Origin of the sequence: Pararobbsia alpina (genome assembly GCF_965118125.1) — a bacterium.
GTDB lineage: Bacteria > Pseudomonadota > Gammaproteobacteria > Burkholderiales > Burkholderiaceae > Pararobbsia > Pararobbsia alpina_A.
In genome coordinates this window covers 1,460,009-1,477,740 of sequence record NZ_OZ221288.1, presented here as the reverse complement: position 1 = coordinate 1,477,740, position 17,732 = coordinate 1,460,009, and the positions used below count along the sequence as shown (strand labels likewise).

17 protein-coding genes are annotated in these 17,732 nt (G+C 58.2%); 8 read left to right on the top strand and 9 right to left on the bottom strand.

Features of this window, described 5'->3' with window-relative positions:
• The first annotated feature begins 22 nt into the window (after nt 1-22).
• Together ACMFWR_RS24675 and ACMFWR_RS24670 are read left to right on the top strand one after the other, a co-directional pair.
• The gene (locus ACMFWR_RS24675) at nt 23-409 is read left to right on the top strand and encodes a VOC family protein (RefSeq protein WP_413195008.1); all 387 of its coding nucleotides are present in this window, start codon (nt 23-25) and stop codon (nt 407-409) included.
• A gap of 32 nt (nt 410-441) precedes the next feature.
• Nucleotides 442-1,347 (top strand): ion channel, encoded by a 906-nt coding sequence (locus tag ACMFWR_RS24670; protein ID WP_413195007.1) that lies wholly within the window; start codon nt 442-444, stop codon nt 1,345-1,347.
• A 42-nt stretch (nt 1,348-1,389) separates the two neighbouring features.
• Here the strand turns inward: ACMFWR_RS24670 and ACMFWR_RS24665 are convergent, their stop codons facing one another.
• Nucleotides 1,390-1,857 carry a MarR family winged helix-turn-helix transcriptional regulator gene (locus tag ACMFWR_RS24665; protein WP_413195006.1) on the bottom strand — a complete coding sequence of 156 codons (468 nt, stop codon included), beginning with the start codon at nt 1,855-1,857 and terminating at the stop codon, nt 1,390-1,392.
• A 40-nt stretch (nt 1,858-1,897) separates the two neighbouring features.
• Between ACMFWR_RS24665 and ACMFWR_RS24660 the strand changes: the two genes are divergently transcribed.
• From ACMFWR_RS24660 to ACMFWR_RS24650, 3 genes are all read left to right on the top strand, one after another.
• The gene (locus ACMFWR_RS24660; RefSeq protein ID WP_413195005.1) at nt 1,898-2,332 is read left to right on the top strand and encodes a cupin domain-containing protein; all 435 of its coding nucleotides are present in this window, start codon (nt 1,898-1,900) and stop codon (nt 2,330-2,332) included.
• Between the two features lie 339 nt (nt 2,333-2,671).
• A complete protein-coding gene (locus tag ACMFWR_RS24655) occupies nt 2,672-4,351 on the top strand; it encodes an AMP-binding protein (RefSeq protein WP_413195004.1) in 1,680 nt (559 codons plus the stop codon).
• Between the two features lie 190 nt (nt 4,352-4,541).
• Nucleotides 4,542-5,303 carry a 3-oxoacyl-ACP reductase gene (locus ACMFWR_RS24650; RefSeq protein WP_413195003.1) on the top strand — a complete coding sequence of 254 codons (762 nt, stop codon included), beginning with the start codon at nt 4,542-4,544 and terminating at the stop codon, nt 5,301-5,303.
• Between the two features lie 64 nt (nt 5,304-5,367).
• Here the strand turns inward: ACMFWR_RS24650 and ACMFWR_RS24645 are convergent, their stop codons facing one another.
• Complete coding sequence (locus tag ACMFWR_RS24645; RefSeq protein ID WP_413195002.1) at nt 5,368-6,345, bottom strand: LysR family transcriptional regulator; 978 nt, start codon at nt 6,343-6,345, stop codon at nt 5,368-5,370.
• A gap of 396 nt (nt 6,346-6,741) precedes the next feature.
• Between ACMFWR_RS24645 and ACMFWR_RS24640 the strand changes: the two genes are divergently transcribed.
• Nucleotides 6,742-7,185, top strand: a complete 444-nt coding sequence (locus ACMFWR_RS24640; protein ID WP_413195001.1) for a GNAT family N-acetyltransferase — start codon at nt 6,742-6,744, stop codon at nt 7,183-7,185.
• A 27-nt stretch (nt 7,186-7,212) separates the two neighbouring features.
• A complete protein-coding gene (locus tag ACMFWR_RS24635) occupies nt 7,213-7,830 on the top strand; it encodes an FMN-dependent NADH-azoreductase (RefSeq protein WP_413195000.1) in 618 nt (205 codons plus the stop codon).
• Nucleotides 7,831-7,869: 39 nt separating this feature from the next.
• Here the strand turns inward: ACMFWR_RS24635 and ACMFWR_RS24630 are convergent, their stop codons facing one another.
• The 3 genes from ACMFWR_RS24630 to ACMFWR_RS24620 form a co-directional block, all read right to left on the bottom strand.
• Entirely contained in the window at nt 7,870-9,354 is a 1,485-nt protein-coding gene (locus ACMFWR_RS24630) for a PLP-dependent aminotransferase family protein (RefSeq protein WP_413194999.1), read from the bottom strand.
• 249 nt (nt 9,355-9,603) lie between these two features.
• Nucleotides 9,604-10,809, bottom strand: coding sequence for an NAD(P)/FAD-dependent oxidoreductase (locus ACMFWR_RS24625; protein ID WP_413194998.1), 1,206 nt, complete (start codon nt 10,807-10,809; stop codon nt 9,604-9,606).
• Between the two features lie 363 nt (nt 10,810-11,172).
• The gene (locus ACMFWR_RS24620) at nt 11,173-12,198 is read right to left on the bottom strand and encodes a hypothetical protein (protein WP_413194997.1); all 1,026 of its coding nucleotides are present in this window, start codon (nt 12,196-12,198) and stop codon (nt 11,173-11,175) included.
• Between the two features lie 165 nt (nt 12,199-12,363).
• Here ACMFWR_RS24620 and ACMFWR_RS24615 point away from each other — a divergent pair, with 165 nt between their 5' ends.
• Nucleotides 12,364-13,833, top strand: coding sequence for a PLP-dependent aminotransferase family protein (locus ACMFWR_RS24615; protein ID WP_413194996.1), 1,470 nt, complete (start codon nt 12,364-12,366; stop codon nt 13,831-13,833).
• A gap of 105 nt (nt 13,834-13,938) precedes the next feature.
• Here ACMFWR_RS24615 and ACMFWR_RS24610 read toward each other — a convergent pair whose 3' ends face one another.
• The 4 genes from ACMFWR_RS24610 to ACMFWR_RS24595 all read right to left on the bottom strand — a co-directional run bounded on the left by ACMFWR_RS24610 (nt 13,939) and on the right by ACMFWR_RS24595 (nt 17,730).
• A complete protein-coding gene (locus tag ACMFWR_RS24610; protein ID WP_413194995.1) occupies nt 13,939-14,403 on the bottom strand; it encodes an N-acetyltransferase family protein in 465 nt (154 codons plus the stop codon).
• Between the two features lie 77 nt (nt 14,404-14,480).
• Nucleotides 14,481-15,308 (bottom strand): ABC transporter permease, encoded by an 828-nt coding sequence (locus tag ACMFWR_RS24605; RefSeq protein ID WP_413194994.1) that lies wholly within the window; start codon nt 15,306-15,308, stop codon nt 14,481-14,483.
• 60 nt (nt 15,309-15,368) lie between these two features.
• Nucleotides 15,369-16,625, bottom strand: a complete 1,257-nt coding sequence (locus ACMFWR_RS24600) for an ABC transporter permease (RefSeq protein ID WP_413194993.1) — start codon at nt 16,623-16,625, stop codon at nt 15,369-15,371.
• 49 nt (nt 16,626-16,674) lie between these two features.
• Nucleotides 16,675-17,730: an ABC transporter substrate-binding protein gene (locus tag ACMFWR_RS24595; RefSeq protein ID WP_413194992.1), complete on the bottom strand. Its 1,056-nt coding sequence runs from the start codon at nt 17,728-17,730 to the stop codon at nt 16,675-16,677.
• Nucleotides 17,731-17,732 lie beyond the last annotated feature (2 nt).

Below are 17,732 nucleotides of genomic sequence, written 5' to 3'. Positions count from 1 at the left end.
AGTACGTTATCCAACGACCGACATGAACGCATTGCTCAACCGAATCATGATGTATGTGAGGAATGTAGAGGCCACCTGTGCCTTCTACGAGCGTCATTTCGGATTCGAACGTTCACAGGTCCCGAATGATCGAGTCATCGAGTTAAAGAGTCCGAACGGTGGGGCGATTCTGATGGTGCACCAGGCCGCCAAAGGCGTGAAGTCGGGACAGGTAACGATCAAGCTCGTGTTCGATATCGAAGACGTCGAGCGCTTCAAGCAGCAGTGCGCGACGGAGGGGCTTGATTTTGGATCCACGCACAAAGCCGACGGATACTGTTTCGCGAACGCAAAGGATCCCGACGGGAACTCGATCTCGATATCGAGCAGAGCGTTTGCTCAGGTCAGGGCATTGAAGGATCTCGGTTAGGGTGTAGTGATGACTAAGTATGCAGGCGCGCGATGATCGATAACCGCTCACAAGCGCACAACGGTGAGCGGCACTTGCCGCCACCGCATCGCCGGATACCGCTCGACGGAGGCCGATATGCCATCACCCATGGACTTCGGCAGCACATCTGGCAGGACGTTTATCATCACGCGCTCACGGTCCGATGGCCAGTCTTTTTTGGCGTGGCGGCCGTGTTGTTTGTGTTCCTGAACGGCGTGTTTGCATGGCTCTTCCTGTGCGGCGACCACGCGATTGCCAATCAGGCGCCGGCCGGTTTTCTCGGTGCGTTCTTCTTCAGTGTTGAAACCCTGGCCACCGTCGGGTATGGCGATATGCATCCCGCCACGATCTACGGCCACTTGGTGGCGACCATTGAAATCTTTGTCGGTATGTCAGGGGTGGCCTTGACGACAGGGATGATCTTCGCGCGATTCTCGCGGCCTCATGCGCGGATCGTGTTCGCGAAATACGCGGTCGTGCAGCCAGTCGACGGTCGACCCACCTTGATGGTCCGCGCGGCGAACGCCCGGCAAAACGTCATCATGGAAGCCACGGCGCGCATGCGCATGATGCGATCCGAAACCACCCCCGAGGGCCTGTTCATTCGCAGGGTCTACGACATCCAGTTGATTCGCGAGCGTCACCCAATCTTCCTGCTCGGCTGGAACGTGATGCACGTGATCGATGAAAGCAGTCCGTTGTTTGGCGAGACGGCGGAGTCGCTGGCCGAAAGTCGAGCCGAACTGCTGCTCATGATCGAGGGTGTTGACGAAACGACGATGCAAACGATGCAGGCTCGTACGGCCTGGTCACCCGACATGATTCTTTGGGATCACCAATACGTCGATCTGTTGCACGTGGAAGACGGGATTACGCATATCGACTACTCGGTGTTCCACAAAGTCGTTCCCCGCTGACACTTTGAGCGTAACGATCCGCCGGAACAGGCCCCGAACCTATCAACCGTCCGACAGTTCCTTTAGCACGGCGTAAAACGTCTTGAAACGTTCCGAGCCGATCAGCTGTTCCCATTCGCGTTCGATCTCGTGCACCGTGGCTCGCTGTAGTTCAGCCACTTTCCATCCCTTCTCGGTCAGAGAAACGAGACGAGCGGGTGATTCGTCGGTCGAGACCCTTTGCAGATAACCCAGCTCTTCGAGCTGCTGCAGCAAGTAGTTCATCGCCTGCTTGGACATGCCCGCGCGCTGTGCCAGGTCGATGGGCCGCTCGTTCTCGGGAGGAGGAAAGCGCAGCACTTTGAAGTGGGCAGTCTGGATATCAGTAAACCCGGCCGAGGCCAATGCCTGGCCCACGCGCTGTTCCACCCGGAGGAGGCAAAAGCGCAGCCGCGCCCCGATGAGCGGATCACTCGGGTCTGGATCGCCGGGGAATCTCCGGGCGGAAAGGGATTGACGGTTCGATTTCATATGGTAAAGTGACTTTACCACAACCCCTTGGAGTGTCGCGATGAATTCGACGGGAAATGAACTGATCACCATTGGCTCGCTGTCGATGAGGTTCCTGGTCGATGGTCGCGACACGGCGGGCCATATGGCGATGGCGGAAATGATCGTCCAGCCGCTCGCCAAAGTGCCGCCCCCTCACCGCCACGTCGACGTTGACGAGACGATCCACATCCTGGAAGGATCGCTGACGTGCCGGGTCGATGACGCCGTACGTGTCCTGAACGCGGGCGATTATGGTTTCTCACCGCGCGGCAGCGTTCATCACTTCTCCAATCCTGGCGACGTCCCCGCTCGCGTGCTTGTGGTGTTTTCGCCCGCGAACATCGGGCCTGACTATTTTCGCGAGATAGCGGGTGTGCTGGGCGCCGGCGGCCCACCGAATCTGGACATGATCAAGTCCGTGATGAAGCGCCACGGGCTCGAACTGGCCGCTTGAATGTAGCAAGGGCCGATGCGGAGCTAACCGGAGGCGTCGTGTGCGCCTCTGGCGATACGGTTCGGGCGACCCGCGGTATGACGGCCTTTTTCGGCAAGGTGATTGCCGATGTGCCATCACGTCCACTGCTCGTGAATCGATCGTGCGATCACGGGTTAGCGGCGACAAACCGAAAGAACGGTATAGACTTTTTCTTCGACGAACTTCATCGAGCGATTGAAGTTCAATCAACGCTTGCGTGAATCTGCGTTCAAGCACATTTGGCAACGGGTAGCTCCGGAAGGCATCGAATCGATTCGGGCGCGGCAAGCGTCATGGTGATCTGCAACGGAGGACGAAATGTCACGGCTGCCATGGCTTTCGCAATATCCCGTTGGGGTTGAGCCGGACATCGATCTCGTGGATTACGGCTCGATGGCGGCCCTCCTGGAACAGGCCGTCGCCCGCTTTGGCGACCAGATCTCCTTTCACCAGTTCGGCGTGGATCTCACGTACCGCCAACTGGATGAGAACTCGGCCCGCCTCGCAGCCTATTTCCAGAAAGACCTTGGTCTGAATCCCGGCGACCGCATCGCGCTGATGTTGCCAAACTCCCTGCAATACCCCATTGCGTTGTTTGCCGCACTCCGTGCGGGGCTCACCGTGGTCAACGTCAATCCGCTCTATACCGCGCCGGAACTGACGAATCTGATCAAAGACTCTGGTGCGCGTGCGATCGTGGTCATGGAGATTTCCGCGGCGACCGTCGAGCGGGTGCTCGCCCATGTCGTCATTGAGCACGTTATCGTCGCCCGCGTCGCGGAGATGCAGAACTTCCCGAAGTCGATCCTCGTCGACTACATCGTTCGAAAAAAGAAAAAGCTCGTACCGGACTGGACGATCGCCGGCGCGATCCCCTTCAGGACTGCCATGACCGCACGCCTGGCCTCGGATTTCACCAAGACGACGCTGACCCGTGAGACCAGAGCGTTCCTTCAATACACCGGCGGCACGACCGGCGAGCCCAAAGGTGCCGTATTGACCCACGGCAACGTGCTCGCGGACGTGCTGATGCTCACGGCCTGGTGCACGCCTGCGTTCCGGCCAGGCGGGGAAACCGCGATCATCGCGCTGCCCCTGTACCACGTGGCGGCCCTGGTGTGCCAATGCCTGGTCTTGTTCCATATGGGAAACCGCGCCGTCCTGGTGATGAACCCGCGCGACATCCCCTCCCTCGTGAAGGATTTTGCGACGCACCGGCCAACCATCTTCGGCGGTCTTAACACGCTATTTACGGCGCTGATGAACAACGAGGACTTTCGGGCGCTCGACTTCTCGGCGCTGCGCAACACCTTCGGAGGCGGTACTGCGACCCAACCGGCAGTTGCGGAGCGCTGGCAGAAACTCACGGGCAACCCGATTCTGGAAGTCTATGGACTGTCGGAAGCTGCTGGCGCGGTGACGGCCAGTCCCGTGACGCGCAGGGACTTCGACGGTTCGATCGGCGTCCCGCTGCCTTCGATGTGTATTGAAATCCGCGATGAAAGCGGAGCGGCCGTCGGCACCGGTATGCCGGGCGAAATCTGCGTTGCAGGGCCCGTTGTCATGCAGGGCTATTTCAATCGGCCGGAGGAAACTTCACACGTGATCGGCACGGACGGATTTTTCGCGACCGGCGATATTGGCGTCATGGACGATCGCGGCGTGATCAGGATAGTTGACCGCAAGAAAGACATGATTCTGGTTTCCGGTTTTAACGTCTACCCGAACGAAGTCGAGGCGGTGCTCTTCCGGCATCCCGGCATTCTGGAGGCTGCGGTCGTGGGTGCAAGGGATTCACAATCCGGCGAGACGCCCGTCGCCTTCGTAGTAAAGAGGGAGCCGGAGTTGACAGAGGCGGAAGTGATTGAGTTTGCCCGAACTAGCCTGGCCGCCTACAAAGTGCCGAAGCGGGTCGTCTTTGTGAACGATCTGCCGAAAACGCCGGTCGGCAAAGTGCTGCGCAGACAACTGCGGGACCGACTGGCGAATCCAATGTGAGGCTGTGTGCCCACGTCTTATCGTCTAAAGCGAGCATCATCCGCAACCGTTCGAGAATGAGAAGCTGCGCCACGACACCGACGCTGTCTTGACTGAGCCTTAGCAAGCGCTGCAAGAGAGCGCGCCTCTCTGGATCACAGCGACTGGCATAATGCCGCCATCATTCGCTAGCGAACCATTGAGGAAGTCGATGCTACTGTCAGAACAAAACGTACTCGTCACTGGCGGGGCGCGGGGCTTGGGTGCTGCGATCACAGAGGCACTTGCACGCGAAGGTGCCAGCGTTGTCATTAACTATCATCGCAGCGAGAAGCAAGCGAAGGAACTTGCCGAGCGACTCGGCCCGAAGGTCGTGGCGGTGCAGGCTGATATCACTAACGAAGCAGCTGTCGCGCGTCTGTTCGAGGAGGCTCGCGCAAAGAGCGGTCGACAGATTCACGCGGTTGTGAACAACGCCCTGGTCGACTTCAGCTTTGATGGAGATGCACGGCCCAACATTGGCGACATTGCCTGGACGCGTTTTCAGCATCAGATTGATGGTGCCGTCAAAGGTGCACTCAACACGATTCAAGCTGCATTGCCCGCAATGCGTGCGGCGGGCTTCGGTCGCGTCGTCAACGTTGGGACCAACCTGTTTCAAAACCCCGTCGTCCCGTATCACGACTACACGGCCGCCAAAGCCGCACTGTTGTCGCTGACGCGCACGGCATCGAATGACCTCGGGCCTGATGGCATTACGGTGAACATGGTGTCAGGTGGCCTCCTGCGCACCACGGACGCCAGCAGCGCGACCCCGGAAGCGGTGTTCGACATGATCGCCGGCTTCACGCCGCTGCGGCGTGTGACGACGCCGGCCGAGTTCGCCGACGCGGTGCTTTTCTTCCTGTCACCCTGGGCGCGGGCTGTGACCGGGCAGAATCTGGTGGTTGACGGCGGTCTGGTCAAGGACTGATGCGCTCCTCTGGACGAAGCGGCGTCGATTTGACAGGTCTGTGCGACAACCACGCATTCAGAGTTCATTGGAGATCTTGAGCCAGAACTTCGCGCCCTTCGTTCTCTCTCTGCGTGGCATCTCGAATCCGGGCTTGTAAAAGTCGAATCCATCTTGGCGTTTTGGCGTCAAGGTACTCACGCGATGGATAGAGCGCATAGGCGGTAAAGTCATCCAATGTTGCGCTTGGCAAGACGCGAACAAGCTTCCCCGTTTCAACCAAAGGTTTTGCCATGATCCATGGCAATGCGCCAATACCGAGTCCTTCCTGAATTGACGCCGCAAGAGCATCCATGGATCCCACCCGGATTCTGGACGGCGCTACAACGAAAGTCTTGTCAAGGCCAGACTCGCGAATTGCCCATTTCTCGTCTACTCGCGTGTTCGCTATGAGTTGCAAGATCACGTGGGACTGCAAAGACGCGAACGTTTCCGGAGTTCCTGTTTTTGCCACATATGCCGGCGACGCACAAAGTACGGTCGCAGTGTCAAACAGCTTAACCGCGACCAATCCAGAGTCTGGCAGTGGTGTTTGCGAAAAAGTAATCACGATATCGAACGCGGAGCCGACCGGATCAATAATGTCGGGCGACAGCGTCAGGTCTACCTGAACATCCGGATAGCTTTCCAGATACTTCGAACATACGGGGACGACGTATTGCTTCCCAAAGGCAGGCGGTGCGTGGATTTTCAATCGACCCATTGGCTTCGTGCTTGCTTGAAGCGCCTCCTTGTCCGCAACATCAGCCAGTCGAAGTATCTCGCGGCAGCGCTGGAAATATCTCTCTCCTGCATCGGTCAGGAAGAGACTGCGGGTCGTGCGCTGAATAAGCCGTGTCTTCAAAAGTACCTCGAGCTCCGCGACGCTCCTTGATACTGCGCCTGTTTTTATGCCGAGCTTCCGCGCCGCACCCGTAAAGCTGCCTACCTCGCAGATATTGACAAAAATTTGCATGTGCCGCATCTCAGCCATGACAACCCCAGCGATGTCGAATACGTTCAATGTACTGTTGATCAATGAAGGCGAGGCGAACTATCCGACATGGCATGCTATGTCGTTTGCAGACATGGCCTAGAAGGCCGTACTCCGATTGTTCCATGCCAAAGCGCGATTGCCGCGATCATTGCGATCGTTACGATGAGTCTTCATCATTTAACTGCGATCATATGAGTCGTAGTTTAAAAAGACAAGACTGCTGAAAGCCGGAGCCAGGAAAGCCACATGATTTGACCCGGCTGCGCAATTGCGCAAGCGGGTCCACGAGCTTGACCGCATGCGGGTCTGCCGTCTGGTGCGAGGTGAGTTCTTCGGCTTGGCCTAGTATTAACTGACGTTCTTGGCTCTTTCGGCTGACCCCTTGTGCAGCTAGTGTGTGGGTCTTCTCAGGTGGAGAGACGCATGACCGATTCGCTCACATTCGAACATCTGGACGAGCCAGCAGCCATTGCTGCTGCTTTCGACCTTATGCAACAACTGCGACCGCATCTGAAGGATCCAGGTGCTTTTGTCGCACAGGTGAAACAGCAACATAAGCAGGGGTATCGCCTCCTTGCCGCCCGTTCTGACGGCGCTTTGGTGGGGCTGTCGGGCTATCGTACGCAACTGAACCTGCTGTATGGAAACTTCATCTATGTCGACGATCTCGTCGTTGACAGCAGCCAGCGCCGGGCGGGCATTGGCGAGCAGTTGCTCGCAGCGACACGTGATATTGCGCAAAAGGCCGGCTGCACGGTCTTCGTATTGGATACAGGGCTCCACATGGCACTGGCACAACGCTTTTATTTCCGCCAGGGATTGCTTGCAAGAGGGATGCACTTCGCTCAAGAGCTGACATCCTCGTAAGTCAATGACCGTCCTGGAGCCCCAACGATGAAAATCTTGTCAATCAACGCGAGCCCGCATGGAGAAGCCAGCACCGGGTTTGCCATCGCTCACGAGATCGAGCAACGCGTGAGAAGTCTTACGACATCCCGTTTCGAACGGGTATCCCGTGACCTTGTAGCCGAACCACTTTCCCCGATCTCTCAGGAATACGCGCTGGCGATAACGTCGAGGGATCCGGACCTGTCCAAGTTCGAGACATCTGAGCGCTTGATTTGCGAGCTGGAATCGACCGATGTGTTAGTCATCAATACGCCGGTTCACAACTTTACAGTGCCTGCGTCATTAAAGTTATGGATCGATCATGTGCTGCGCATTGGGCGCACCTTCGTACCGACGCCGGATGGCAAGGTGGGGTTGATGAAAGATCGCCCCACCATTGTCATCGTAGGTTCCGGCGGATTCCACGTCGGTGAGCGGGCGCGACAGCCTGACTTCCTTACTCCGTATGTGACGCATGCTCTCGGTTCCATCGGGATCAAGGATGTTCGATACATACGACTTCAGGGGCTTGTGTACGGCCCGGATGCGGTCAATCTTGCGCTCGAAGAAGCGCGCGCCGAACTAAACCTGCATCCGTTGTTCGCGACGTCTGCTGTTTTCTGACAGAGATTCCAGTTTTACCGCAGATCCTCACTGTGACGATTAGCCGCGATAGAGGCACTGGGCCAGGGTTTTAGCATGCGTTAGTGCTTCCTCGGCAGTTCGGACATTTGCGAATCCCAGAACAAGCCCACGAGGCGTGTGGGCGGCGTGACTGTTTGCGTACCAGATGGAAAGGGGTACCACGCCCATTCCTCGCTCACGTGCGCGGGCAACCACTGACGTATCGTCGATTGGGTCTCCTGCCATGTCTGAAAACTGCACGGAAAGCTGAATGCCACCAGCAGGCAAGTCAACTGTCACACACTCGCCGAGTGTGGATCGAAAAGCAGAGGCAATGAGCGAACGTCTGAACTCATACAATGCGCGCATCCGTTTCAGATGTCTCGCGAAATGCCCCTGGGCTAGAAAATCTGCGACCGAAGATTGCACGAGCGTGGGTGTCCCGGCATTCATTCCGCGGGCAACCTCGCTCACGCGACCGATAGCACTTTCAGGGACAACCGCATAGGCGAGCCGCAATCCTGGAAACATGACTTTACTAAATGTCCCGCAGTAAATGACGCGGTCGTGTGAATCCAGACTTTTCAACGGCGGCAAGGGCCGGCCGACGTACCGGAACTCGCTGTCATAGTCGTCCTCAATGATCCAGCTTTTCGCTTCTTGTGCCCAGTCTATCAACGCAAGACGCCGCGCGAGAGATAGCGTATGGCCAAGCGGGCTTTGATGCGAAGGGGTGACGATCGCGAATCGCGCGTCCACATCCAGCTGCCGGCCGCGTTCAACGTCGATTCCTTGCTCATCAACAGGCACGGGTACAAGCTTGACACCGATATTCTCCAGAAACTGCCGAGCGAGCAAATATCCCGGATCCTCGAACCAGACGCGATCATCCTGGCCCAGGAGACTGCGAAGAAGCAGTTCCAGGGTGGCACGATATCCGTTGGTGACGAAAACCTGTTCGGGAGCACAAGCGACTCCTCGTGACAGACTCAGATAGGTCGCGATGTACTCCCGCAAGGGAGCATAGCCAGTCGGGTCAGGATATTGAAGTAGCGAGGCGCCGCCGCTATGCAAACGACGCGTGACGATGCGACTCCACACCTTGTCTGGAAACGCATCTAGCGCCGGCAATCCCGGTTGAAGAGGGGGCGGCGACGATTCGGGTTGGAGTATCGGATGGGGCGTGCGCTTCTGCGCAGGGAGGGTCTGTGGCACAGCATCTTCCCCATGCTGCTGCCGAATAGTCGAGCGCGGGGTGACTTCGGCCAACACCGGCGACACGATCGTACCCGCAGCGCCTCGCATCTGGAGATACCCTTCATTCGCAAGAATGGTATAGGCCAGTTCGACTGTGCCGCGCGACGCATTGAGCTGCAGTGCAAGCCCTCGCTGCGCCGGCACGCGGTCTCCAGGCTTCAAATGACCAGCGGCTATCGCTTGCTTGAAGCGTTCGCAGATCTGCAGATATATGGGCGAGTCGCGTTGGCGATCAATATCAAACTGCAATGGGTTTTGGCGCACCATGGTGTTTGGGCATTTGATGTATTCGCACGCCGCGCGCCAATTAGCTTCTGCCTCAGCGAAAGCGTAGCGCTGTTTCGGCGTCAGTAGTTGCGACAGGGGGCAAGCGACTGCGCCTCGTTCGATGATTCCCCTTTTTTCTCGGCCTTATTTCTCGGGTCGATTCAGAATCACCGTCGATGGGAGCGTGTGCAGAGCCGCCAGGCATTCGTCAGCGGCTTTGCGCTTACTGGAGCGTTACTTCAAACAGCGTCACACAAGGCGCCGCATTGGATCCGCCGCCGCAAAAGCCTCGACGCGATCAGCCTTGGGCGGATAGATCCAGACCGTGTTGATCTGGTGTTTCAGGTCCTTCGCTTCCTTGCCCTTGAGCTTCACCTTGCGGTCCCAACCCTCCGTCAGCACGGCACCCCACGGCCCCAGATCGAGACACGTGACGTACTTCACCTGATCGTAGGGAATCGTGGGTTTGCCCAACAGGTCACATGCGACGTTGTGTCCCGCCGAGCGACCGAGATTCGACGCGTGCTGGCACGACATCATCGTATGGTTTCCTTCGTCGTCGGTGGCAGCGAACGCTGTATCGCCCGCGGCAAAAATATTCTGCTGACCAACGACCTTCAGGTCACGACCAACATGAAGACGTCCGAGCCGATCGCGCTCACCGGGAATTTGGGCCGTAAGGGGGCTTGACTGGAGACCAGCGGTCCAGATCACGGTGTCACTTTCGATCCGCGATCCATTGGCAAGCGTCACGCCGCCGGCATCAACTGCCGATACCGCCTCACCGAGGCGGACGACGACGCCGAGATGCTGCAACGCCTCCTCGATCACGGGGCGCGGACCTTCGCCAAGGTCTGGTCCGATCGCGTCGCCACGTTCGACGATGACCACTTCGATCTCTTCCGAAGCGCCAAGGATCGAGCGCAGACGCGAAGGCAATTCAGCTGCCGTCTCAATTCCTGTGAATCCACCGCCGGCGACAACGACTGTGTTTCGTGCGCGACTGCGCGGTCGCGATGCCAATCCCTCGAGGTGCTTCTGCAGACGCTGTGCTTCGGGGAGCGTGTCGTTGTTGAAAGTGAAATCGTCGATGCCCTTTATATTTGGCTTGGCTAGCTTACTTCCCGTCGCAAGTACTAGTCGGTCATATGTCAGGGTTGCCTCGGCATTCGTCTCGTCACGATAGGTCACCTCACTGTCTGCTGCGTTGATGCGTTCAACCCTGCCCCGTACAAAACGCACGCCAGTCACATCGAACAGCTCTGTCAACGGGGCCGATACACCCGACAGATCACTTTCGTAGAATCGCGGACGGATTCCGATCGTCGGCTCCGGTGCGAGCACGACGATCTCGACATCATTCGTTCGCCCCTCCAGATCCGCGGCTCGTGCAGCGGACAAAGCACTCCAGACACCGGCAAAACCAGCGCCGATAACAAGGATACGTTGCGTCATTCCTGATACTCCTAAGTGTATGTTCAGTTGATCTACCGTTCATCTACCGCGCGTTTTAACTACGACTATAGCAGTCGGAGTTATAGGATGCAAAGAAAGGACGCTCGTCGGTCAGGAGTCGACGCGTCTTCCAAGATGTATCAGGAACGCTTCGTTGGCGCCTTTCCGGCAAAGGCTCGATGCCACGAAGGGGCCAACTGCATGGCTCACGACCGCACGTGATTTTGCGGCGCGCGTGTGTGGCTCAGAGTGCGTGATTCGATGGGAAGTTGGGTCACGAGAACTTGGGCCTGTTGGGTCCCCGATGACGGGTGCAGTAGCGCATACAAACCGCGCACCACGTCAGTCGTCGGCTCGAGACCGTCAGATGCGTACGCCTAGCATTCCAACAATAATTACCAATGAGAAGACGAGTGCCGCAGCGATAAGTCCGCCGGAGATGCGATTCGCGCGAGCCACTTCAACATTGTGTGCAAGCATCACGGTTCGAATTCCACAGATCGCATGGCATAAAAGCAGAATCACGCCAATGCTGTAGTGCGGGATCAATCGGGTCGACCATGCGTCACGAATCAGACCGACTGGCTGATTCGTGGCCCACACATAGTCGGTTTCAGTGCCGAAGTGCCTTGCGAGCGTGAACACCGAGTTCATATGACACGGAATAAACGCCAACAAAAACGCGCCAGAGGCGATCTGTAGGCTGACGAAAGAGTCTTGCTCGCGGGACATTTTTTCCGATATGAGGAACATACCGGTCAATACCTGGAACAGCATCAAGCCCACTATCGATGGTTGAACCCATTTGTTCAGATAGACATGTCTGATAACGTGCTGCACAGCTTTGTGCAAGTCGTTCCCGAGGACGCCAACGCTGTGATTCACGAGATGCGGTACGAGAAACACGACGAGGAGCAGCGCCGCTGAGACGCCGTGAATTGTGCGAATGCGGCTGGTATCGCGCTTCGCATTGCGCTGCGTCTCCGATGATTCTGGAATTGAATATCCGAGTGCCACGGTCATCAGGAGCATCGTCCAGCCAGCGCTCCAGACATATTTGTCGGCGTTGTCGATTTTCATCATGTACAAGACGACACCGACCAACACATACAATGATGGCGACGCAATCGTTGCAAGCGATGCGCGCTTCACTATAAGCGCTCTGCAGTTTCGATCCTGAGCGCAAGACAATTCGGTGAAGCTCACAAAAGCACTTGCCGGAACAGCTAGTACGACAAGCATCGCGAACGCTGCAATCAGATTGTTTCCCCTGTTAACTTCTGCGGCGAACCAGCTTAGATACCAAGGATAGCCGAGCCCAGCGATTGTCGGCAGGAGATGAAGGGTGAGGGAAGATCTCGTCTCCCTCGCATGAGTCATGGCGTTCATCGTTACTTTTGTCCTCGCGGGGTAGACTCGGCAGGTTTGCAGCGCACCCGAAGCGTTGATTTCGTTCGAGTATAAATTTGGCGCGTCTGCCTAGTGGGCCATATTCGACGTCACAAATTGGTCTGATCCGACGCATTCCCGCAATGACAGGGCACGGAAGACACATTGATTGATCTCTTGATTGAACTCGGCGACAACGGTCCGATGCAACAGCGCGTCTACGAAGGCATCTATGCGGCACTTCGGGACGGGCGTCTGAAGCCTGGCCAGCGGTTACCGGCGTCGCGCGTGTGGGCGCTCGAGCTCGGAGTTGCGCGAAATACCATTCGGGAAGCTACGACTGCGCTGATCGCAGAAGGTTGGCTGGAAGCACGCGCAGGCTCGGGACTGTTTGTGCGGCCCCAACCGGCCTTGCATTCGAAGGTCGAAGCGGCTTTGACGAGCGCGCGCGCCGCGTCAGGACAGCTGTCGCTTTCGGCCTGGGCGGGACAACTTCCTCAGGCTCTGCCAGAGTTGCCATCTTCGTCTCTTGTCGTCGATTTCCGCCCGGGCGTCGTATCGTCCGACGCGGAGAGGCTGTTCCGGTACCGTCGGCCCGCACAAAGTCGCGATGCTGTGACGGCCGCGCTCTGCCAATACGGCGATCCTGCAGGTGAGCTACCTTTGCGACAGCGGATTGCGGCGTATCTTCGCCAATCCCGATCTGTCCGATGCGGCCCCGACGATATCGTAGTCACAAGCGGGATGCACCAATCCATGGACCTGCTATGTCGCCTGTTACTTGAACCGGGAAGATCACTTGCCGTCGAAGATCCGGGTTACCCCGTGATTGGCCACGCAGCGAAACTCGCTGGCGCCGCCTTATGTCACATTGGCGTGGACGATAACGGCCTCAAGGTCGATGAAGTGCCATCCAGGATCGCAGGCGTCTATTGCACTCCGAATCATCAGTTTCCACTCGGTGTCGCGCTGAGTGGATCAAGGCGTCGGGAGCTGCTCGATCGTGCCGCACGGGAGGATTTTTTTGTTATTGAGGATGACTACGACTGTGAGTTTTATCACGGTGCTGCCCCATCACGCTGCCTTCAGGCAGAAGACGCTGCGCAGCGCGTCATCTATGTCGGATCTGTCTCCAAGATACTCGCGCCCGCGCTCCGCATTGGATATATCGTCGCTCCGCCCTGGCTAAGAGACAGTCTTCATCGTGCCAAATGGGTCGTCGACAGGCAGACGTCGTCTTATGCGCAAAACGCACTACTGGCAATCATGTCCAGCGGAGATTTCGCGACGCATCTGCATAGAATGAGATTTGAGTACGGCAAGCGGCGTACAGCGTTGCTAGACGGAATCGGTACACGACTTCGGCAATACGTAGTTGCCTTGGCATCTACTTGTGGCATGCATGTCGCCGCTCGCATAACTAACGGCTGCGATGCAAGAACACTCTGCAGACTCGCAGAGGCAGAGGGTGTCGGGATATACGAAGGCAATCAGTTCTCTAGTACGGGGTCGGCGAGCGATATTCTTGTCTTTGCGTTTGGAAGGACTGGCGCAGCCGAGATCGAGCGAGGGCTTGAACTGATCGAGAAAGCGTGGGCATCGAGGAGAACGGCGGACGCACTGCGGGGGCCTTAACCTGATTGCAGGCTAGACACTGGGCGCACGAGAGCTTGCCCACGAAGTTGGGGCGTCAATATAGCCCTCGGAATTTCAGGCGGCGACGCGAAGAGCGGAATCGCCTTAACCTGCAAGCTGCAGCTTGTACCCCTCATGGCTGGCAACGAACCCAAGCTTTTCATAGAAGCGATGGGCATCAGGCCGGCCCTTGTCCGTTGTCAATTGAACAAGTTGGCAACCGCGCGATTTGCACTCCGAGATCGCCCATTCGAATAGCTGCTGACCGATTCCCGTGCTACGAAACGGGGCAGCGATTCGAACGGCTTCGATTTGCCCTCGCCACGCGCCTCTTCGCGCAATGCCGGGGATGAACGACAGTTGCAGTGTGCCGATCACGGCTTCCGCATCGGTAGCGACTACGAGCCGCTGATTCGGATCAACGTCTATCGCCTTAAACGCCGCGACGTATCTTTCATCCACGGGCGAGCTCACGGTCTCTCGCTGGCTACCCAGTGGATCGTCTGCTAGCAGCCCGACAATCTCGGGCAGATCCGTCAGTCGCGCGGTGCGGAAAATGATGTCGCTCATGGGTGGGCCAAAGCAGTGGTTCCGGGGAAACCGGAAGTGTATCGAGCGATCGCCCGATATTCCACTCAAGCACGCCCTCAAGCAAAGGCACTACTCGCAGCCGCTGCGCGCTTGCGCAACCAGTTCATGCACGCAAACAGCGCGATCGCGAACACCATCAGCAAAGTCGCCACCGCCAGGATCGACGGATCGATCTGATCACGAATCCCGCTCCACATCTGACGTGGCACCGTGCGTTGATCCGGGCCGCCGATAAACAAAATGACGATCACTTCGTCGAACGATGTCGCAAAGGCAAACACGCTGCCTGTCGCGACTGCAGGCGTGATCAACGGGAGCGTCACGCGCCGGAAGGCGACCCACGCCGGCGCGCCCAGTCCCGAAGCCGCTCGCAACAAGCTCTGATCGAACGACAACAGCGAAGCCGTCACGGTAATCACAACGAACGGCGTTCCCAGCGCGGCATGCGCAAGCACGACGCCGACATACGAATTGACCAGCCCGAGCGGTGCAAACACCAGATAGAAACCTGCCGCGACCACCACGATCGGCACGATCATCGGCGACACGAGTATCGGCATGATGATCGAACGAAACGGGAACTGCGTCCGGCTCAATCCGAGCGCCGCGAGCGTGCCAAGCACTGTGGCGATCAGCGTCGATGCCAGGCCGATCCCGATGCTGTTGGCAAACGCACGCTGCCAATCCGGCGAACTCAACGCCTGCTCGTACCAGCGCAGTGAAAAGCCCTGCATCGGATAAGAAAAGAACGAGCCCGAATTGAACGACAGCGGCACGACGGCGAGAATCGGCGCAACCAGAAAACCGAAAACGATCACGCAGAGCACGCGCACTGCGATGGCGGCGATACGTTCGGAAAGCAGCCGCGTATGTCCGTCTTTCATCTCACTCTCCACCTCTGCATTAGCGATACCTACCCGGAGCTGCGTCGCTGCAATCGCGCGTCATCCGAATCTCAGCCGGTCGATGCCGACCAGGCGATTGAAGATGAAATAGAACACGGCCGTGAACACAACGAGGTAACACGACAGCGCACCCGCAAGCCCCCAGTTGAGCTGATCGTTGGTCTGCGACGCGATGAGCTGGCTGATCATTTCGTCGCCGGCGCCACCGAGCAGGGCAGGCGTGATGTAGTAGCCCAGCGCGAGCACGAACACCAGAAAACAACCCGCACCGACACCCGGCAGTGTCTGCGGAATGTAGACGCGCACGAACGCCACGGCCGGATGCGCACCGAGCGATTTCGCCGCGCGCATATATACGGGTGGCACGTTCTTCATTACCGAGTAGATCGCCAGGATCATGTACGGCAACAGGATGTGCGTCATGCCGATCAGCACGCCGGTCCGATTGAACACAAGCGGCAACGGATGCTTCACGATGCCGAAATGGAGTAACGCACTGTTGATCACGCCACCAGGCTGCAGCAATACGTACCACGCGGTGGTACGCACGAGCAGCGAAGTCCAGAACGGTACGATCACGAACAGCATCAGACGGCTGCTTTGCTTTTCCGGCAATGTCGCGAGTAGATACGCAACCGGATAACCAAACAGCAGGCACAACACGGTGACGGTCGCGCTGATCGCCACGGTGCGTGCGAACGCTGCGCGATACACCGCGCTGTCGGCGGCGACGGGCGCCACCGAGCCGTCCGGCGCCACGTGGGCGTCGACCGCGTTGAGCAGATAGTCGGGCGTTGGCGAGACGGATGCACGCTTGAGCAGACGCCAGGTCTCCGGTTCGTTCCAGCGCGCATCGAGATCGATCAGCGCAGGCTTCCATTGATCCGGCGTTTGCGAACGCGTAGCACGTGCTGTTTTGAACAACAGACTGCGGAACTCCGGCTGATAGAAGTTCATGCGGCGCGCGATATTGCCGAGCTGGCCGTTTTCTCCGGTGCCCTTCAAATCATGCGCGAGCGCCGCGAATGCAGCCTCGCCCGGTACGTCCGGACCTTTCCAGCCTGCGAGCGCCGCGCTGAGTTGCGGCATGCCGTCGCGAACCTCCGGGTTCTGCACACTCCGTCCCAACAGGCTTGCGATCGGCGCCACAAAGGTCGCCAGCAGAAAGATCAGCAACGGCAAGGCGAGTAACAGCGCTTGCACCGCCGCCTTGCGGCGAGCCGCGCGAAACGATGCGCGGTCCGCGGCAGGTGCGTCTCGGCGAAAGGGGGCCGTGGAAGGCAGCGGCGTATTCATTGTCGCGCGTCTCTCCGATGTCGGTCTGATCGATCTCTGATGACGCCGATTACTGCGTCAGCCAGTTCTGGAAGCGCTTGTTGATCGCATCCGCGTTGTCGGCCCAGAAGGTCGCGTCGATTTGCAACGGACGCGTGAAGTTCGCGGGCGCGGTCGGCAGATCATTCAGTCGAGCCTTGTCGATCAACGGAATCGCATCCTTGCGCGGCGGCGCGTAAGCGATGTACTTCGACAGGTCGGCATAGGCTTGCGGCGTCGACGAGGCGACGATGAATTTGTTCGCCGCGTCGGCGTGCTTCGCGCCATTCACCACTGCCCACCATTCGTAGTCGTAGACTTGTGCGTCCCAGACGACCTTGAACGGCTTGCTGTCCTTATGCACGGCGTCGTCGATGCGACCGTTATAGGCCTGCGTCATCACGACCGCGCCGTCGGCAAGCAGCTGCGGTGCTTGCGCACCGGCTTCCCACCAGACGATGCTCGACTTGATCGTGTCGAGCTTCTTGAACGCGCGATCGACACCCGCCGGCGTACCCAGCACCTTGTAGACGTCCTTGGGTGCGACGCCGTCGGCGATCAACGCCCATTCCATCGCCACCTTCGGCGACTTGCGCATGCCGCGCTTGCCGGGGAATTTGCTCAGGTCGAAAAAGTCGTTGATGCTCGTCGGCGCAGTTTTGAGCTTGCTGGTGTCGTAGGCATAGACGGTTGACCACACCATGGCCGCCACCGCGCACTCGCTCAGCGAACCCGGCAGGAAATCACTCGTGTTGCCCAGCGACTTCTTGTCGAACTTCGCAAGCAGGCCTTCGTCGCACGCCGTGATCGCATCGTTGGTCTCGAGGTCGATCAGATCCCATGTCGGATTCTTGGCCTGTTCCATCGCCTGCAATTTGGCGAGGCCGCCGTCATACGACTCGGTCGCGAACTGCACACCGGTCTTTGCGGTGAACGGCTCGAACCAGGCCTTCTTTGCGGCCGCTTCATAGGCGCCGCCGAATGTGACGACGGACAGGGTATCGGCCGCCTGTGCCACGTTCGCGGCAAACGCGCCAAGCATGCACGCAGCGAGGGTGGTCGTGAACAAAGGGACGTTGGTTTTCATTT

What these genes read in the sequence shown, in the direction of transcription:
- ACMFWR_RS24675 (WP_413195008.1), top strand. Translation starts at nt 23, where the DNA reads ATGAACGCATTGCTCAACCGAATCATGATGTATGTGAGGAATGTAGAG.
- ACMFWR_RS24670 (WP_413195007.1), top strand. Translation starts at nt 442, where the DNA reads ATGATCGATAACCGCTCACAAGCGCACAACGGTGAGCGGCACTTGCCG.
- ACMFWR_RS24665 (WP_413195006.1), bottom strand. Translation starts at nt 1,857, where the DNA reads ATGAAATCGAACCGTCAATCCCTTTCCGCCCGGAGATTCCCCGGCGAT.
- ACMFWR_RS24660 (WP_413195005.1), top strand. Translation starts at nt 1,898, where the DNA reads ATGAATTCGACGGGAAATGAACTGATCACCATTGGCTCGCTGTCGATG.
- ACMFWR_RS24655 (WP_413195004.1), top strand. Translation starts at nt 2,672, where the DNA reads ATGTCACGGCTGCCATGGCTTTCGCAATATCCCGTTGGGGTTGAGCCG.
- ACMFWR_RS24650 (WP_413195003.1), top strand. Translation starts at nt 4,542, where the DNA reads ATGCTACTGTCAGAACAAAACGTACTCGTCACTGGCGGGGCGCGGGGC.
- ACMFWR_RS24640 (WP_413195001.1), top strand. Translation starts at nt 6,742, where the DNA reads ATGACCGATTCGCTCACATTCGAACATCTGGACGAGCCAGCAGCCATT.
- ACMFWR_RS24635 (WP_413195000.1), top strand. Translation starts at nt 7,213, where the DNA reads ATGAAAATCTTGTCAATCAACGCGAGCCCGCATGGAGAAGCCAGCACC.
- ACMFWR_RS24630 (WP_413194999.1), bottom strand. Translation starts at nt 9,354, where the DNA reads ATGGTGCGCCAAAACCCATTGCAGTTTGATATTGATCGCCAACGCGAC.
- ACMFWR_RS24625 (WP_413194998.1), bottom strand. Translation starts at nt 10,809, where the DNA reads ATGACGCAACGTATCCTTGTTATCGGCGCTGGTTTTGCCGGTGTCTGG.
- ACMFWR_RS24620 (WP_413194997.1), bottom strand. Translation starts at nt 12,198, where the DNA reads ATGAACGCCATGACTCATGCGAGGGAGACGAGATCTTCCCTCACCCTT.
- ACMFWR_RS24610 (WP_413194995.1), bottom strand. Translation starts at nt 14,403, where the DNA reads ATGAGCGACATCATTTTCCGCACCGCGCGACTGACGGATCTGCCCGAG.
- ACMFWR_RS24605 (WP_413194994.1), bottom strand. Translation starts at nt 15,308, where the DNA reads ATGAAAGACGGACATACGCGGCTGCTTTCCGAACGTATCGCCGCCATC.
- ACMFWR_RS24600 (WP_413194993.1), bottom strand. Translation starts at nt 16,625, where the DNA reads ATGAATACGCCGCTGCCTTCCACGGCCCCCTTTCGCCGAGACGCACCT.
- ACMFWR_RS24595 (WP_413194992.1), bottom strand. Translation starts at nt 17,730, where the DNA reads ATGAAAACCAACGTCCCTTTGTTCACGACCACCCTCGCTGCGTGCATG.